Here is a 17,964-nt window from a genome sequence, read left to right as displayed (position 1 = left end):
GGCGTTATTCCAGTTTAATAGTTGAATTTTTTCATTCTTCATCGTCAGACTTTTGATGGCTATGAGACGCTTTTTGCCAAATTTGAGACATAAAAAAACACTAGCATTTCGGCTAATGTTTTGAAAAATCACTTAAAAACTGAGATTTCGGGCTTTTAGGGGAATAGGCCTTAAAAATTTCATAAACAACCTAATTCATATAGCAAACTAAATCGCTTTAGGGTAGAAATACCACCAACTAGCCTGATATAGGCACGCTACCGCCCATTGGTTATATGCTATTACCAATTAGCAGCTAAATCTTTCCAGTCGTATTTTTAAGGGTATTATATCATTTCCAATAAGGAAAGGTATCCTATCTGTAAGTGATAGTTATGTCATTCTTTTCACTAGTGAACTCTATTTAAACGTTCATTTTTCAAACGGATATTAATCATAACAAGACAACAACAACTTACGACTTTCTAAAGCTATTAAAAAGCTACTTACTGTCGTAGCTGTAATTATAGTAGCCATAATTTCCGCCGTAGGTGCTGCTTGCTTTACGAACAATGGCGTTAAGTATAAAGCCTTTCACTTCAATGCCGTTTTGTTCAAAGCGTTGTTTGGCAACCTCGATTTCTTTAACGGTATTTTGCTCAAATCGACCCACTAATAAGGTGGTTCCTACATGGGCGCCAACAATAGCAGCATCGGTTACCGCTAAAATAGGCGGTGTATCTACAATCACCATATCGTAATGCTGCCCTGCCCACTCAATTAATGCTTTAAAACGTGGGTGCATTAATAACTCTGATGGATTTGGCGGCGTATCACCACGAGGTATAAATTCTAAACCGTTCACATCCGTTTCACGAACAACATGGCTAAAATCTTGTTTGCCACATAAGTAATCAGACAAGCCTGGTTTATTATCTGTACATAATTGTGTTTCCATTCGGCCCTTTCGCATATCAGCATCAATCACTAATACTTTTTGGCCCGCTTTTGCAATCACTGAGGCAAGGTTTACAGATACAAACGATTTACCAATATTAGGGCTAGGGCCTGATACCATTAGCACATTATTTTTTGCTTCCATCATCGCAAAGTGCAAGCTTGTACGTAAGCTTCGTAGTGCTTCAACCGATAAATCGGCGGGGTTATAAACACTTAACAAGGTTTGCTCTACCGTTAAGTTTTTACCTTTTTGTTTTTCAGTGGCTCGGTTTGTGAGTCAGATAATGGAATTGAAGCATAAACAGGTAAGCCAATTTCTTCAATTTGATCTGGCGTTTCAACCCCTTTATGGAACGCTGCACGAAGTAAAGCAATAGCAACCGACAACATGCTGCCTAGTAGTGTTGCAAGAACCACAATTAAGGCTTTTTTCGGTTTCACTGCCTGTGAATAGCTTTGTGCTGAATCTAAAATACGCACGTTACCGACAGTACTCGCTTTTACAATGCTTAGCTCTTGGACTTTGTTTAGCAATTCAACGTAAATTTGCTGATTAACTTCAACGTTACGGGTTAAGCGTAAAATTTCTTGTTGTGTTTTCGGTAATTTCTCTACACGTTTATTTAAGCGTGCTTTTTCTGATAGTAAGGTTTTACGTTTATCCAATAAAGCAATATATGCTGGGGGCTCTTTCGTAAATCGCTGTGAAATATCACTTTCTTTAAACGTAAGTTCATTTAACTGTGACTCAACATTTACCATCACTTCTAACGCTGATTTTGCTTCTAAATTAAGATCAACTGATTCATTTAATTGACGATAATGATTAAGTTTGTCTTCAGCATTATTTAATTGGCTTTTAATTTCAGGTAAATGTTTCTTTAAAAACACTAAACTCTTTTCAGCTTCGGCAGAGTTACGCTCTACATTTTGTAAAAAGTAATTCTGACTGATGTCATTTAATATTTCTTTTATTTTAGTGCGATTCTCCCCTGTCATTGAAAGCTGAAGAATACCTGTTTGCTTTCCTCGCTCACTCACCGATAAATCACGTTGTAAGCTTTGAATCGCATCCAGTCGGCTAATTTTGCTTAAAGTAAACGTCGCATCATTTTTTGCGTTCACATCGGTGACTAATAAGCTAATACCTTTATTTTCAGCCAGCTTTCCGACTTGTCCTTTTAGTACTTCTCGGCCATCAGCATTTGCTAACATGTAATCACCGTCTTTACTGTTAGTAACCGTTAATACATAACCACTTTGTAGCGCTGAATCGGGTAAAAGGAATCGAGAAATAGCAATAGATTCGCTGTCTCCTGTAAGCCTTGCCAAGCCTTTTCCGATAACGGGCATGTAATTAGGCGTAGCAACAATCGTTAAGTTCAGCTTATCGACGGTTTCGCCTAATACCATACGAGACTTAATAATTTCTATTTCAGTGGTGGCTGTTGATTCGGAAGAAAAAAGATCAGCCATATCGCCACCAAGGGCTGGCATACCTGTACTTTTTTGTTCCACTTGAATTAAGGCATCGGCTTTATAAATTGGTGTTGCAATAAGTGCGTAAGTAATACCAATAAAAGTAAAGAGTAAGGTGAGAACAATAATATTCCAACGGTTATCAACTAATATTCCAAATAGCTTACCAAGATCTATTTCATCACTATTATTAGGTGTCGCTTTGTTCGTTAAATTTTGAGCTAAACTCATGAATCATTTTCCATTCGAGTCAATATAGGTTTATTTAACTGCTGTTTTAAATTCGACGTTTTATCTACTTCAAATAGACAAAACGATTAACACCTTCAGTTAAGCTATTAAATCCGGTAATCGTCGGTAGTAATTGTTTAATGACACGATTCCAACGCGCAATTGGCGCTGCCGTTACATACACAATATCGTAAGGCTTTAAATCAAACTCAGTTCCAATAACAAGTGCAGTCGCATCTTTAATATTTAACTGGTAAATGTCTGCAATAGGATCATTAGGCTTGGCGGTTTCTTTAGAACGAATAGCAAAGACCCCAGTCGCATCGGCTTCTAATTCATTAATGCCACCCACATTACTGAGTGCTTCTGTTAAGCTCATGCCTGCACGATCAATTTTTAACAACTGCGGCTTATTCACTTCACCCATCACAAAGACTTTTTGCGCGTCATCTCTTGGCACATGAACGATGTCGCCATCTTGTAATAAACGGTTTTGAGTTAAATCACAACGTTGCATTAAAGCGTACAAAGAGACTTGTTGATCTTTGCCATTTCGCGTCAAGGTTACATTACGCCAATCAGAATCTTTTGCTAAACCACCCGATTTATTCACCGCGTCAAGTAGTGTTAATGGAATATTGGTTATTGCTTGCGGCCCAGGATTTTTTACAGCACCCGTAACATAGGTTTTTTTAGAACGAAACGAGGCGACATTTACATCAACTTATGGTGCTTCAATATAAGCGGCTAATCGACGGGCAATTTCCTTACGTACCTTGGTAACGGTTTTACCAGCCACTTTTACTTTACCGATATAAGGATAAAAAATAGTGCCATCAGCATGTACCCAGTTACCCGCTTCACTGGCACTTCGATAAGAGCCCGCAGGGATCGTTAGTTCAGGATGCTCCCAAATAGTGACATTTAAAATATCTCCCGGACCAATGTGATACTCATAATGCTTTAATTCATTCTCAAGCATTTGATTGGTACGCGCTGATGCTCTGGGTATTATTACTAGCAAAGCTGGCGACGGCGCCTTTAGTGATCTTGCTCGACTCATTAAAAAATCAGATGGCAAGGCTCTTGTCCAACAAAACCAAGAACAAAGTGTTGAGCTAATTTTACTGACTAACGGATTACCAATGTTTGCAGTAAACACGGAAACACAATGTTATCGTGAATTTATTCAATCAGATATCCCTTGTAAGCAACTTAGCTTTAACACCATAAGTGCAAAGCCTAACTTTGACCAAACGACTTGGTTATACCAAACCATGAATAGCGGTTTTGGTCGTAGCCAAGTGATTTTATCTCCCGCATTAAATCACCGAACAGCAACAGAATATGGCTTCTTTGATTATTCTCTCGCACTTGCTGCCAACCTTTATACCCCACTATGGCAAGGTGCCGCTGTTGATCTGCGTTATATGGTACCTATTGATAATAGTGACGATTTTGACCAAGGTGGCTTATGGCATCAGCAAGCGTTTGAAAACAAGCTTGACCGTGCACTTCTTCATCAAGCATTTAAACTGCCACAAAATATCATTACTCAATTTAGTGGTGGCTACATGATGGGCGGCTACTGGGGAGGGATAAATGAAACACAATGGTACTCACCACAAGGCGATCACATGCTGGGTTTTGAAGCGAGTAAATTCATATCTAAAGACGAATATGATGCTCGAGGAAGAAAAATTGCAGATAAACAAAGTGTATTAGCTAACTATACCTATTCACTTCCAGAATATAACTGGCAATTAGGCCTTCAAGCAGGCGAATATTTCCAAAGTGATGTCGGTGCACGTGTAACTTCTAGTCACTGGTTAGGAGATACTAAATTAAGTATTAACTACCTAACTTCGAAAGCAAAAGGTAGTAGTGAATATGAAGACTTTGTTGCCGTTAGTATTGCCATCCCATTAACACCTTGGCGTGATATGAAGCCTAACTATGCTCAGGTACGTGGTATCGATCAGTTTGTATACTCATTGCAAACACGCGTCGGTGAAAGCCACAATAACTTAAACTCTGGTTTAGGGGCTTCATCGGATCTTCAGCATAATATTGTTCGTCAATATGAGAACCGTGGCCGACTTTCTCCTGCTTACTTCAAAGCAAACACTCAACGTTTAAGAAATGCATACATCAAATATGTGAAAGTAACCGTAGAGTAACATAATAAAGGATAAGATAAATATCTTATTCTTTATTAAGGATATTTAGGACTTCGCTAGTTAAAAATATTTATTTATCAACATAACTATAATTATAATATCCGTAGGTATTACTGATTTTTTTCTCTACCGAGTTAAGTATAAAGCCGGTGATCTCTACGCCAGCATGATTAAATCGCTCTTTTGCTACTTCAATTTCATGTATAGATGTCTTTTTAAATCGACCAACTAAGAAATTAGCCCCTGCATACTTACCAACTAATGCTGCATCAGTCACAGCTAATAATGATGGGGTATCTACAATAACAATATCATAGTTTTCATTAGCCCACTCCATTAATTCAGACAACCTATTTCCCATTAGTAACTCAGAAGGATTGGGGGGTATACAACCACAAGAAATAACATCTAAATTATCAATATTAGCTTTTTGTACAATTTCATCTAAATTACCTTGATAACTTAAATATTCAGAAAGTCCATTTTTACCTTTTAAATTAAATACTTTAGTACTCTTTCCTTTTCGCATATCAGTATCAATAAATAATACTTTCTTTTTAGCTTGAGAAAATACTATGGCTAAATTTTTCGATAAAAATGACTTACCAAGATCAGGACTTGAACCTGAAATCATTATTATCTTATTTTTCGCAGTAGATATTGAAAAATATAAACTTGTTCGTAACGATTTTATTGCCTCTATCGCTAAGTCATCAGGATAAAGACACGCAAGTAACATCCCCTCTTCATTAAATTCACGACTGCTTTTACTTTTTTTAAGTAATTTACTTTGATTAACGGAGTATGGCACAGTTGCATAAAGAGGAAGTCCTAACGATGATATTTGACGAGGATCATCAATACCACTCATAACAGTTTTCTTTAATAAAACAATTGCAATAGAAAGCATCCCACCAAGTAAGGTAGTGAGAACAACGATAAGGGCTTTTTTAGGTTTAATTGGAACTGGTGACGTTTCTGCTGAGTCAATTAATCTTACACTACCAACTGTGCTTTCTTGACTTATTCTTAATTGCTGAACTTTATTAATAAGCGATATATATATATGTTGAGCTGCCATCACGTCACGATTTAACGTAATTATTTTTTGATTTGTTTTAGGCATAGCGCTAACTTCATTTTCTAATTCAGCTTTTCTTTTTAGTAGTGTCCTTTGTTGTTGTAATAATGAAACATATGCAGGATGCTCTTTGGTATATAATTTAGATATTTCAGATTCTTTGAAACCCAAATCAATTAATTTACTTTCAACTGATGCTAAAATATTAAGTGTCGACTTAGCTTGATAATCCATATCAATAGAATCGCTAGACACTTTAAATGCATTTAGTTTATTTTCAGCAATATCCAACTCTTGTTTAACTTCAGGTAACTGATTTTCTATAAAAGCTAAACTTTTAGCTGCTTCTAGCGCATTATGATCGATATTTTGTGCCAACTCATTATTAGCGATATCATTTAAAATAGTCTCCATCCGCAGAGGATTGCTACCTACTAATGAGAGCTGTAAAATACCCGTGTCTTTGCCAGACTCCTTTATAGATAAGCTTTTTCTAAGAGATGATACCGTATTATAACGATTAAGTTTCTTAATGATAAACTTCTGCCCAACCTCACCATTCAGCTGTAAAATAAGTAACTGATATCCATTTTTATTTACTAGTTTTCCAACTTCACCGGAGAAAATCAGTTCATTATTTTTATTAAAGAAATCGTATAACCCTTTCTTAGCATCACTTATTTTTACAATATACTCACCACCTCTATTACCACTTGATTTATTATCATTTTCAGGTGTTATCAATAGTGAAACTTTAATCTCAGGTACATCACCTAAAAAATACGCTATCTTTTTACCTATGATAGGCGTAAATATGGGTGAGGAATATAACGTTAGATTTAGATTATCAACAGTTCTCCCCAGCACCATACGAGATTTAATAATTTCTATTTCTGTATTTGCTGTAGACTGTGATATAAATAAGTTTGAAATATCATTCACGTGAAAATCTAAGTGCTGATGCTGTGTCTCTACTTGTAGTCTTGCTACAGCTTGATAAGTTAAAGGTGTTGACTTCACATAGAGCACACCTAATATAGTAAAAAAACACGTGATACTTAAAATCAGTTTCCAAGATTCAAGTAGCGATTTAAATAAATTTATTAAATCAAGCTCATCATAATTTAAATTACTGTTACTATCCATTCTTATTTCATCCTTAATTTAATCATGTTATTTAAGATCCGTATAATAATTCACACCTTGAGTGAGTGTGGTAAAGTTTGTAATGGTTGGTAAAACCTGCGCCATTACTCTATTCCACCCTCCCATTGGTGATGCGGTAACATAGATTATATCTTGAGGATTTAATTCGAATTGATTGGCAATAATCATAGCTGCTGCACTTTTCATATTCAGTTGATAAATATCTGCAACTTTATTCTCTTTATCCTCTTTATTCATTCTAATAACAAAGACACCTTCAGCATCAGCACTAATTTCATTAATCCCGCCAACGGTACTGAGCGCCTCAGTTAAATTCATTCCTGAACGGTCAATTTGAAGCGTTTGAGGGTTATTCACCTCCCCCATTACGAATACTTTTAAATCGTCATTATTAGCTATATGTATAATGTCATTATTTTTTAATAAAATATTCTGAGTTAAATCGCCATTTTGAATAAGATCGTAAGCCGATAAATGAATAACATTATTATTTCTTGTTACTGTAACATCATGCCAATCGGCATCAGCACTAAACCCCCTAGCCTTATTAATAGCAAGCAATAATGTTAATGCCTTATCTGTAATAGCTTGCTCTCCAGGAAGCTTCACTGAGCCTGTTACATAAACTTGTTTTGATTTATAGGCAGCGACTGAAACTTCAATTTGTGGCATTTCAATGTATCTAGCTAACTTCTTTGTTAACACACTTTGTATATAAGATAATTTGTGTCCTGCAACATGAATAAAGCCAACATAAGGATAAAAAATACGCCCATCAGCATGCACGCGAGTACCCGCCTCTTCAGGTGTACGATCTGGTCCTTGCGGAATTGTTAGCTCTGGATGATTCCAAACGGTAATATTTAATACATCAGTGGGGCCAACAATATAACTATAATTGTTTATATCAGTTTGTAACTGTTCATTCGTCTTAGCTTTTACTTCTTTTTTTCTTACTTTGTTTATCACACTACTATCTAAATAATAAATATTTACCTTGTTCAAAATAGATTCATTTTTAGTGTTTTTTATCTCTTTATTTTTTATATTCAAATGCATTCCAGGCATACTGCAACCGGAGAGAAAAAACAGACAAAAAAAACCAACTAAACATACGTTTTGTAAAGCTTTACATCTATAGAAGGGCATTATTTAAATATTCATAAGTCAATAAATGATAACAACTATACCAAATAAGAATCATAAAAACTCATTGCATAGTCTTTATGTATGTTTTTAATGACCAACATCATAATAATTAATGAAATATAACCCACAATCAAAAAAAACACATAAGTATGACAATTAAATAAAAATAGTAATAAATCTATTTAAATAGCTTTTTACAGTTTTTTATTTTTAAAATATAAAAAAGGTGAGATATAAACCTCACCTTTTGGAGCAATAATGCTTTAATTACTGTTTATAGCTTTGCAGCTAATTCAACACCTTGACGAATTACACGTTTAGCATCTACCTCTCCGGCAACATCCGCACCGCCAATCACATGAACATTAATGCCTTGCTCAGTGAGCTTTTCTGACAGTTCTTCAACCGATGTTTGACCTGTACAAAGTACAATATTATCGGCATCTAATATTCGAGATTGTCCTTCAACAGTAATATGTAAACCTGCATCATCGATTTTGTCATAACTAACCCCACCAAGCAGTTCAACACCGCGTTTTTCTAATGTTCTACGGTGGATCCAGCCTGTTGTTCTGCCCGGACCTTTACCGACTTTGCCCGGTTTTCTCTGCATTAACCATACTTGTCGCGGGCTAATGTATTCATCATGCGGTAATAAGCCACCTTCATGAGTCAATGTTTTATCAATCCCCCACTCTTCAAGCCATTGATCAAGATTTTGATTTTCAGGCTCTGTTAGCATGGTAGATACATCAACCCCAATACCACCTGCACCAATAACAGCGACTTTTTGTCCTAACTGTACTTTATCTCTAATCAAAGTTTGATAATCAATCACCTTCGGGTTATCAACGCCAGGAATAGGTGGAATACGTGGTTTAACCCCAGTTGCGATGATCACTTCATCATAGTTAGCTAAATCATTTTCTGTTGCAGTGTAACCAAGTTTTACGTTTACACCTGTTTGTTCTAAACGACGAGTAAAATAACGAATCGTTTCTTTAAACTCTTCTTTTCCTGGTATTTGCATCGCAAGGTTAAATTGCCCACCAACATGGTCATTTTTCTCAAATACATCGACGGTAAAACCTCGCTCTGCAACAGCAACAGCGCACGCCATTCCAGCAGGTCCAGCTCCAACAATCGCCACTTTTCTATTTTGTGCTACCGGGGTTAATACCAGTTCGGTCTCATAACACGCTTGAGGGTTAACTAAACAACTCGCACGTTTACCAACAAAAGCATGATCTAAACAGGCCTGGTTACATCCAATACAGGTATTAATATCATCAGCGCGATCTTGCGCGGCTTTTTCGACAAAATCAGGATCGGCAAGGAACGGTCGTGCCATCGATACCATATCAGCTTGCCCTGACGATAGAATATCTTCAGCCACTTGTGGGGTATTAATACGATTACAGGTAACTAAAGGAATAGAGACTTCTTGTTTAAGCCTTTCTGTAACCCAAGCAAATGCGGCACGTGGGACTTGCGTGGCAATCGTCGGAACACGTGCTTCATGCCAACCAATGCCGGTATTTAAAATGGTTACACCTGCTTGTTCTAGAGCCTTTGCAAGCATTACTACTTCTTCATGAGTACTGCCTTGCTCGACTAAATCCAGCATTGAAAGACGGAAGATAATAATAAAGTCACGTCCAACTCGCGCGCGAACCGCTTTCACAATTTCTAGTGGGAAACGAATTCGATTTTCATAACTCCCACCCCAATCGTCATAACGAAAGTTCGAACGCTGGCAGATGAACTGATTAATCAGATAGCCTTCTGATCCCATCAGTTCAACCCCATCATAGCCAGCTTCGCGAGCAAGCTCGGCGCTTTTTGCAAAAGCATTGATGGTTTTTAAAATCTGACGTTCAGACATTTCACTTGGGGTGAATTTAGAAATTGGAGAACGAATAGCAGAGGCACTCACTGCAAAAGGCGACATTGCATAGCGCCCTGCATGTAATAACTGAAGCGCTATTTTTCCACCTTCATTATGTACTGCATCTGTAATGTTTTTATGTGCCCGAGCTGCACGTGATGAACTAAATTCAGCACTTAACGGATGTAGTCGCCCACGAAAGTTGGGAGAGAAACCGCCAGTGACAATTAGTCCTACACCACCACGCGCACGTGCGGCATAGAACGCAGATAATTTTTTAAATCCATCTCGTGATTCTTCAAGCCCTGTGTGCATAGAGCCCATTAACACACGGTTTCGTAGGGTAGTAAAACCAAGATCCAATGGCGCTAACAAATGAGGGTATGCTTTATTGTCCATGGCTTTTGCTTCTCTTTTTATTATGGTCTGACCAGTATATTAACCCTGTTATGCCATTTCAAACATTTGTTTACATTAAGTTAACATTTGTGCTTTCGCGCACTTTTCTTATGCCTTGGATGACTAACAATACGGCTATTTATTCAATACCTTGTTTTGATATCTCTTCTTAATAGTAAATTTACTGAAATTAGTTAATGAGTACGATACGATATGTCTCAAGAATCATTAAAGAGAGCATCCATGAAAGCCATATTCAAAGGGATTGGAGCGTTTTTCAGAACAATCTGGAAGTTAATCAACTTTGCCCGTAAGTTTATTCTTAACTTAATTTTCCTACTGATTGTAGGTGCCATTATTTTTGCTTTTAGTGATAACGATGATAACGCTGAAAAGCCAGAAGCATCGGCGCTGGTACTAAACCTATCAGGCCCGATTGTTGAGCAGAAAAACTATGATAATCCATTAGATAACGTTATTAGTGATGTGATGGGGCAACCACCTGTTGAACAAAACGTTTTATTCGATATTGTCGAAGCCATCCGCACTGCAACTACCGATAGCTCTATCACTGGCCTTGTATTAAATCTTAAAAACATGCCAGAAACGAGCCTGACAAAACTGCGTTACATTGCAAAAGCCATTCAAGAATTTAAAGCATCCGGTAAACCTGTTTATGCTTATGGCGGTCATTACAGTCAAAGCCAATACTACCTTGCAAGTTATGCCGATAAGATCTTTATGTCACCTGATGGCGGTATCATGTTAACGGGTTATGGCACCTATACGCTTTACTATAAAACATTATTAGAAAAGCTAGATGTCACTACTCACGTTTTCCGTGTCGGTACTTACAAATCATTTGTCGAACCGTATATCCGTGATGGCATGTCAGCCGCAGCAAAAGAAGCCAATACGGTTTGGTTAGATCAATTATGGGATGCTTATACCTCCGATGTGGCGAAAAACCGCAATATCGATGCTAAATCATTGACGCCTGAAATGAACAGCTTTGTTGAACAACTCACTGCTGTTAATGGCGATTTTGCTCAACTGAGTAAAAAAATGGGTCTTGTTGATGAGTTGGTAACCCGTCCTCAATTAAGCCAAATCTTAATCAAAGAATTTGGTGATAACGGTGAGCACAGCTTTAAACAGATCAGCTACTACGATTACTTATCGATGCTGGTTGATGATCAACAACCATCCAATAACAAAGTAGCTGTCGTTGTTGCAAGTGGCGCCATTGTTGATGGCAAGAGTAGTCAAGGTACAGCAGGTGGTGACACGATTGCAGCACTACTTCGCAAAGCTCGCTTTGATAACGATGTTAAATCTGTGATCTTACGTGTCGATAGCCCAGGAGGCAGCGCCTTTGCTTCTGAAGTGATCCGTAATGAAGTCGATGCCTTAAAAGCGGCGGGGAAACCTGTTGTTGTTTCGATGTCGAGTGTTGCAGCATCAGGTGGTTACTGGATCTCTTCAAGTGCCGATAAAATTATCGCACAACCAACAACGATCACCGGCTCTATTGGTATCTTTGCGATTTTAACCACATTTGAAAAAAGCTTAGAAAAGCTAGGCGTTTACAGTGATGGGGTGGGAACGACTCCTTTCTCAGGTGTCGGCGTAACACGTGCTCTACCTGAAAATGTCGGCAAAGTTTTCCAGCTTGGGGTTGATAATGGCTACCAGCGCTTTATTGGTTTAGTCAGCAAATACCGCCATATGTCACTTGAGCAAGCAGATAAAATTGCCCAAGGCCGAGTATGGACAGGTAAGGACGCGAAAGAACGTGGTTTAGTCGATGAACTCGGTGACTTTGATACTGCAATAACGGAAGCGGTGTCGCTCGCTAAAGTAGATGATTACCAATTGGTGTGGATGCAACAGCCTCTTTCTCCTATCCAGCAATTCTTTAAAGAAATGTCAGGTGAAGTAAAAGCACAGGTTGTGGCAATGGTTCTTGGTGACACACCAAATGCATTAGCGCCAGTGACTAAAGTTGCAAAAGATCTGACTTCTCTTAGTAACTTTAACGATCCTAATGGTCGTTATGCGTTCTGCTTAAATTGCAGCACCGTTAACTAGTAACAAAAACGTTATCAGCAACCAATAATTAAAAAGCTCGGCGATATGTCGAGCTTTTTATTATGCAAAAACGCTTAAATAAGCCAGCCAATCAACATTAGTGATAAAAACCGCAATAACTCAAAAGATAAGCACATCAATCTTAGTTCACATTTCAATGCAATAAGTATCACTCTAAAAATCGCTTAACTCGCATCTTCATACAGTTTGCGTATAATGCGCACACCAACCGTTAACTCTGTGCTTAAAAATGGAAAGAAAACATATTTATATCGCCTACACTGGCGGCACCATTGGTATGCAAAAATCTGATCATGGCTATATTCCTGTATCAGGTTTTATGCAAAAGCAATTAGCTAGCATGCCAGAATTCCATCGCCCAGAAATGCCTGAGTTCACTATCCATGAGTATTCACCTTTAATCGACTCATCAGATATGACACCTGCGGATTGGCAACGCATTGCTGACGATATAAAAGATAATTACGAAAAGTATGATGGTTTTGTGATCCTTCATGGCACAGATACTATGGCGTACACCGCTTCTGCTTTATCTTTTATGTTCGAAAATTTAGATAAGCCTGTCATTGTCACTGGTTCTCAAATCCCGTTAGTTGAACTTCGCTCTGATGGTCAAAGCAACTTATTGAATGCGTTACACATTGCGGCTAATTACCCGATCAATGAAGTGACCGTATTTTTCAACAACCAACTGATCCGTGGTAACCGCAGTACTAAGGCTCATGCCGATGGTTTTGGCGCGTTTATCTCACCAAACTTGCCACCATTATTAGAAGCAGGCATTAACATAACCGTTAATAGCGGAACGGAATTAAATAAAAAACCGAACGGTGAATTTAAAGTTCACACCATTACGCCACAGCCTATTGGTGTGATCACCATGTATCCTGGGATCTCACCAGAGGTTATACGTAATACCCTACGCCAACCTGTAAATGCGATGATCCTACTGACTTTTGGCGTAGGTAATGCGCCTCAAAATAAAGAGCTGCTTGATCAGTTAAAAGAAGCATCGAGTCGCGGTGTGATTGTCATGAACTTAACCCAATGTTTATCAGGTAAAGTTAATATGGGTGGATACGCAACGGGTTGTGCGCTAGCGGATGCTGGCGTGCTAAGTGGCTATGATATGACACCTGAAGCGGCATTGGCTAAATTACATTACTTACTCAGCCAAGATTTACCGATAGAAACAATGCGCACGCTGATGCAGCAAGATCTCCGTGGTGAGTTAACCTTGTAAGTTAGCAGTACTTGTTTTATAACGAAAAGAGCCGAACGGGCTCTTTTTTATTTTTAGCTATCATAAAATAAAACACCACTCCCCCAAAATTTTCCAACCGAACTACAATTACAGCTAATAGCAATCTACCTTCATGGGTTGAAACAATGATGATTTTACACGGTGCCTCTATTTCGCCCTTCGTCAGAAAAATCATGTTGGCACTTAATTACAAAGGGATACGTTATGAACTCCAACCTCTCAACCCCTTTTTAGAAAAAGAGCTTGCGCACAAACGCCACCCAATGGGAAAAGTCCCTGTACTTGAACATAACGATACAACAATCATTGATTCAACCGTTATTGCCCATTATCTTGACGATACCTACCCCGTTCCCCCACTTTATCCGGGCGACGCTAAACAACGAGCGAAAATTCGTTGGTTTGAAGCTTATGCTGCAACGCGTGTCACGTCATTACTCGGTGGCGTTTTGTTTTACCAAAAAGTATTGCGCGATAAAATGCAAGATAAGTCGTGTGATGGAGAAGCAGTGACTCAATGCCTTACTCATCATCTTCCTAATGTGTTGAATTACCTTGAAGAGCAACTCCCCGAGCTAGGGTATGTTGGCGATCATTTCTCAATGGCTGAAATAAGTATCTGGAGTATTTTTAGAACGGGATGGATGGCAGGGCTACGATTGCAACCCCATTATCCTACTCTACACCACTATCTACACCGTATAGAGCAAGAGCCATGGATAGCCAATATTGTGTCAGAAGAAGATCATCAATTACAAAGTTTCTATTGCGAAGCTATGATATGGCCTAACCTGCATGATAAAGTCTAATGTTAGATATCATCATGTTCAAAGCGAGCTATCTCTGGCGACTTTCCAAGAGTCCCTTGAGTAGCAAAATCACGTTTTAATTCAGCTTTACTCTTAAATTTTATTTCGCCACCGGCTGCAACCGTCATATGTTGCGCATCACTATTATGGCGAGACTGATAAAGCATCACAGCCTGCATAGCAGAATCTCTTTGATTAGCCGTTAATACTGAACCATCAGGCCACTTTCCGGTTTCTACTGCAGTTGATATCCGCTCAAAAACTTCTGGCGTCATAGCCTTCAATAATTGCGACACATCCATATCCACTCCTCATTTTGATACTAACAGGCTTGTTTAAGTACATCGCTGTAGCTTATAAAATACGTAATAACAGTCAACGCTTTCCCCTCAAACTGTAATAGCGATCACAGGTTGATAGCTCTATCAAAATAAATTCACCATTTTCGAGATCATCCGTCGATAACAACAAATGACATCGTTATATTTATCCTTATTCGTAACCAACATGTAGGTCACTATGGCGTATTACTCCGCAATTATAGAAACATCAAAAAGAGTAGTGCCGACAAGGTTGCTCTTAAACAGTACTAAACGTCTTATCACAACGATCAGTATGAGCTTATTATTAACTGGCTGTTTTGAACGACACCGTACCACAGATAGCTTATGTGAAAGTTATCCTGAATTGTGTACCCAGCTCAACGTCAATGATGGTCAATGTCGTATTCAACGAACAGGATTAATTTGGCAACGTTATGATGTGTTGAAAAATCCAACCGACCAAGAAAAATTTAAAGAGCTTGAAGCGACGCAAAAGTACATTTTTTGCTTGGAATATGCCGCTCGTATTGAACCAACAGAGCTAAAAGATCGAAAGACTATTCGTATGAACGCACTCTACGATAGCTATAACAATGTAACACGCCTAAACAAAGAGCTATCGTTGTCGACCGATCCAGAGATTATTTACTACCGTTGGAGTCAAGGTGATGAACAAGCACAACAACAATTTCTCGCTCTCGAAGGTAAAAAGGAGTTAGAAACCCCGGATCTTCAGCTTGCGCTTGCCAGCTACTACATCAGCAAAGATAAGGATAAAACCTATCAATTACTGCATCATGCACTTTCACTCTATAAGAAAAATGAAACAGTAAACCAAGATATTATTAAATCATTGGCAACCTTATCTCAGCAGCAAAAAAAACTGAAGGAAGCTTATATCTGGGTATTAATTGCTAATGATATGAATATGCCTGTAGTCGAGGCCAAAAATATCGCCAACCTATTTTTATTAACAGAAGATGAACAGAAGGTTTTAAATAAAAAAGCAGTCAATATTTTAGATAATTTACAAAATGGCAGCTATGAACGAAAAATGATTAATTAAAATTTTATTGCAAATATCAAATAATTTTATAATTGATACATACAAGATTTAATCATTAAACTTATTTAATTTTAAGCGTTATATTTAGATATTTATTTCAGCGACGGTCAATAATTATATATTACCGTCACTCATACGTTTTATTCATCTGCAAAAATTAGAGAAACAGAATTAACACAGTAACGTTCACCTGTTGTTTGCGGGCCATCAGTAAAAACATGTCCAAGATGACTATCACAATGCTTACAGCGAATTTCTATGCGCTGCATGCCATGACTATTATCTTCTAAATAAGTGATACAATCGTTATCAATAGGCGCATCAAAGCTAGGCCAACCGCACCCTGAGTCATACTTATTCGCTGAAGAAAACAGTGGGGAATCACAACAGACACATGAATAAATACCTGTTTTATGATTATGAAGAAGCGTACCGCTAAAGGGAGGTTCAGTTGCCTGTTGTCGACAAACTTGATAAGCCTCTGCTGATAATTTCTCTTGCCAATAAGTATCAGGTTTATTTTTCATCACACCCTTCCCTTCTTTCCCTCAATATTACTTTTCAAAATATATTTTTTATTTATAAAGACTGTAACACATATGGCTGTTTTAAAAATTCACAGTTTAAAGAAAAACCGTCTAATGTATTTATCAGCGATATAAAATTGAAAATTACGCCGCTGTTAAATCACACAGTATTTGTATGATTTACCGCCGTTGTAGTCGAAATGTAAATTAAATCCGATCTTTTTTTTGATTTTAAGCAATATAAACGATTTTTTTGCTTGCAGGGTCACGTAGTATTATGTAATTTTACTACCAGTTATCTTTCATTAGAAATTAAGTTGTGGAGCAACTGTAATGACAATTAAAGTAGGTATTAACGGTTTCGGCCGTATCGGTCGTTTTGTTTTCCGTGCAGCGCAAGAGCGCAACGACATTGAAGTTGTTGGTATCAACGACCTTATCGATGTTGAGTACATGGCATACATGCTTAAGTACGATTCAACTCACGGCCGTTTCAACGGTACTGTTGAAGTTGAAGGCGGTAACCTAATCGTTAACGGTAAAACTGTTCGTGTAACAGCTGAACGTAACCCAGAAGATCTTAAGTGGGATGCAATCAACGTTGACGTTGTTGCTGAAGCAACTGGTCTTTTCCTAACTGACGAGACTGCACGTAAGCACATCACTGCTGGTGCTAAGAAAGTTGTTCTTACTGGTCCATCTAAAGACGCAACTCCAATGTTCGTTATGGGTGTTAACCAAGACACTTACGCAGGTCAAGATATCGTTTCTAACGCTTCTTGTACTACTAACTGTCTAGCGCCTATCGCTAAAGTTCTTAACGACAAGTTCGGTATCGAATCTGGTCTTATGACTACAGTTCACGCAACTACAGCTACTCAGAAGACTGTTGACGGTCCTTCTGCTAAAGACTGGCGTGGCGGTCGTGGTGCTTCTCAGAACATCATCCCATCATCAACTGGTGCAGCTAAAGCTGTAGGTGTTGTTCTTCCTGAGCTAAACGGCAAACTAACTGGTATGGCTTTCCGCGTACCAACTGCTAACGTTTCTGTAGTTGACCTAACAGTTAACCTTAAGAACGGTGCATCTTACGAAGCTATCTGTGCTGCTATGAAAGAAGCATCAGAAGGCGCTCTAAAAGGCGTTCTTGGTTACACTGAAGATCAAGTTGTTTCTCAAGATTTCATTGGCGAAACTCAAACTTCAGTATTCGATGCTAAAGCTGGTATCGCACTAACTGATAACTTCGTTAAAGTTGTATCTTGGTACGACAACGAAATCGGCTACTCAAACAAAGTTCTAGACCTAATCGCTCACATCTCTAAGTAATGTAAGCAATTAGCTCGCTTT

The 17,964-nt window shown here is 38.2% G+C and carries 11 protein-coding genes and 2 pseudogenes; 6 read left to right on the top strand and 7 right to left on the bottom strand.

The genetic code is table 11. The features are described from left to right. Positions 1-481 precede the first annotated feature (481 nt). Both C9J40_RS03850 and C9J40_RS03845 read right to left on the bottom strand, forming a co-directional pair. Positions 482-2,649: pseudogene (locus C9J40_RS03850) on the bottom strand (polysaccharide biosynthesis tyrosine autokinase). 64 nt (positions 2,650-2,713) lie between these two features. After that, a pseudogene (locus C9J40_RS03845) lies at positions 2,714-3,610 on the bottom strand (polysaccharide export protein); the annotation flags it as partial. A 25-nt stretch (positions 3,611-3,635) separates the two neighbouring features. On the opposite strand from C9J40_RS03845, the gene C9J40_RS03840 reads away from it, so the two are divergent. Further along, complete coding sequence (locus C9J40_RS03840; RefSeq protein ID WP_233220295.1) at positions 3,636-4,829, top strand: YjbH domain-containing protein; 1,194 nt, start codon at positions 3,636-3,638, stop codon at positions 4,827-4,829. Between the two features lie 70 nt (positions 4,830-4,899). Here the strand turns inward: C9J40_RS03840 and C9J40_RS03835 are convergent, their stop codons facing one another. From C9J40_RS03835 to C9J40_RS03825, 3 genes are all read right to left on the bottom strand, one after another. Next, positions 4,900-7,056: a polysaccharide biosynthesis tyrosine autokinase gene (locus tag C9J40_RS03835; protein ID WP_107245803.1), complete on the bottom strand. Its 2,157-nt coding sequence runs from the start codon at positions 7,054-7,056 to the stop codon at positions 4,900-4,902. 27 nt (positions 7,057-7,083) lie between these two features. After that, on the bottom strand, positions 7,084-8,226 hold the full coding sequence (locus C9J40_RS03830; RefSeq protein ID WP_255418993.1) for a polysaccharide export protein: 1,143 nt from the start codon (positions 8,224-8,226) through the stop codon (positions 7,084-7,086). 274 nt (positions 8,227-8,500) lie between these two features. Continuing rightward, positions 8,501-10,513 (bottom strand): NADPH-dependent 2,4-dienoyl-CoA reductase, encoded by a 2,013-nt coding sequence (locus C9J40_RS03825; RefSeq protein WP_107245802.1) that lies wholly within the window; start codon positions 10,511-10,513, stop codon positions 8,501-8,503. Between the two features lie 243 nt (positions 10,514-10,756). Between C9J40_RS03825 and sppA the strand changes: the two genes are divergently transcribed. The 3 genes from sppA to C9J40_RS03810 all read left to right on the top strand — a co-directional run bounded on the left by sppA (position 10,757) and on the right by C9J40_RS03810 (position 14,698). Next, a complete protein-coding gene (gene sppA / locus C9J40_RS03820) occupies positions 10,757-12,604 on the top strand; it encodes a signal peptide peptidase SppA (protein WP_107206103.1) in 1,848 nt (615 codons plus the stop codon). A 250-nt stretch (positions 12,605-12,854) separates the two neighbouring features. Then, entirely contained in the window at positions 12,855-13,868 is a 1,014-nt protein-coding gene (ansA, locus tag C9J40_RS03815) for an asparaginase (RefSeq protein WP_107206102.1), read from the top strand. Positions 13,869-14,014: 146 nt separating this feature from the next. Next, complete coding sequence (locus tag C9J40_RS03810; protein WP_107245801.1) at positions 14,015-14,698, top strand: glutathione S-transferase family protein; 684 nt, start codon at positions 14,015-14,017, stop codon at positions 14,696-14,698. 2 nt (positions 14,699-14,700) lie between these two features. Here the strand turns inward: C9J40_RS03810 and C9J40_RS03805 are convergent, their stop codons facing one another. After that, the gene (locus tag C9J40_RS03805; protein ID WP_107206100.1) at positions 14,701-15,000 is read right to left on the bottom strand and encodes a YeaC family protein; all 300 of its coding nucleotides are present in this window, start codon (positions 14,998-15,000) and stop codon (positions 14,701-14,703) included. A gap of 313 nt (positions 15,001-15,313) precedes the next feature. Here C9J40_RS03805 and C9J40_RS03800 point away from each other — a divergent pair, with 313 nt between their 5' ends. Continuing rightward, entirely contained in the window at positions 15,314-16,087 is a 774-nt protein-coding gene (locus C9J40_RS03800) for a DUF2989 domain-containing protein (protein WP_107245800.1), read from the top strand. 140 nt (positions 16,088-16,227) lie between these two features. Here the strand turns inward: C9J40_RS03800 and msrB are convergent, their stop codons facing one another. Beyond that, positions 16,228-16,614, bottom strand: a complete 387-nt coding sequence (msrB, locus tag C9J40_RS03795) for a peptide-methionine (R)-S-oxide reductase MsrB (RefSeq protein WP_107245799.1) — start codon at positions 16,612-16,614, stop codon at positions 16,228-16,230. Between the two features lie 333 nt (positions 16,615-16,947). Here msrB and gap point away from each other — a divergent pair, with 333 nt between their 5' ends. Next, positions 16,948-17,943 carry a type I glyceraldehyde-3-phosphate dehydrogenase gene (gene gap / locus C9J40_RS03790; RefSeq protein ID WP_105059727.1) on the top strand — a complete coding sequence of 332 codons (996 nt, stop codon included), beginning with the start codon at positions 16,948-16,950 and terminating at the stop codon, positions 17,941-17,943. Positions 17,944-17,964: the final 21 nt, after the last annotated feature.

The sequence above is a fragment of the Photobacterium sp. GB-72 genome (assembly GCF_003026095.1).
Lineage (GTDB): Bacteria > Pseudomonadota > Gammaproteobacteria > Enterobacterales > Vibrionaceae > Photobacterium.
The sequence above is the reverse complement of the archived record's forward strand: the minus strand, read 5'-3'. Positions and strand labels throughout refer to the sequence as shown.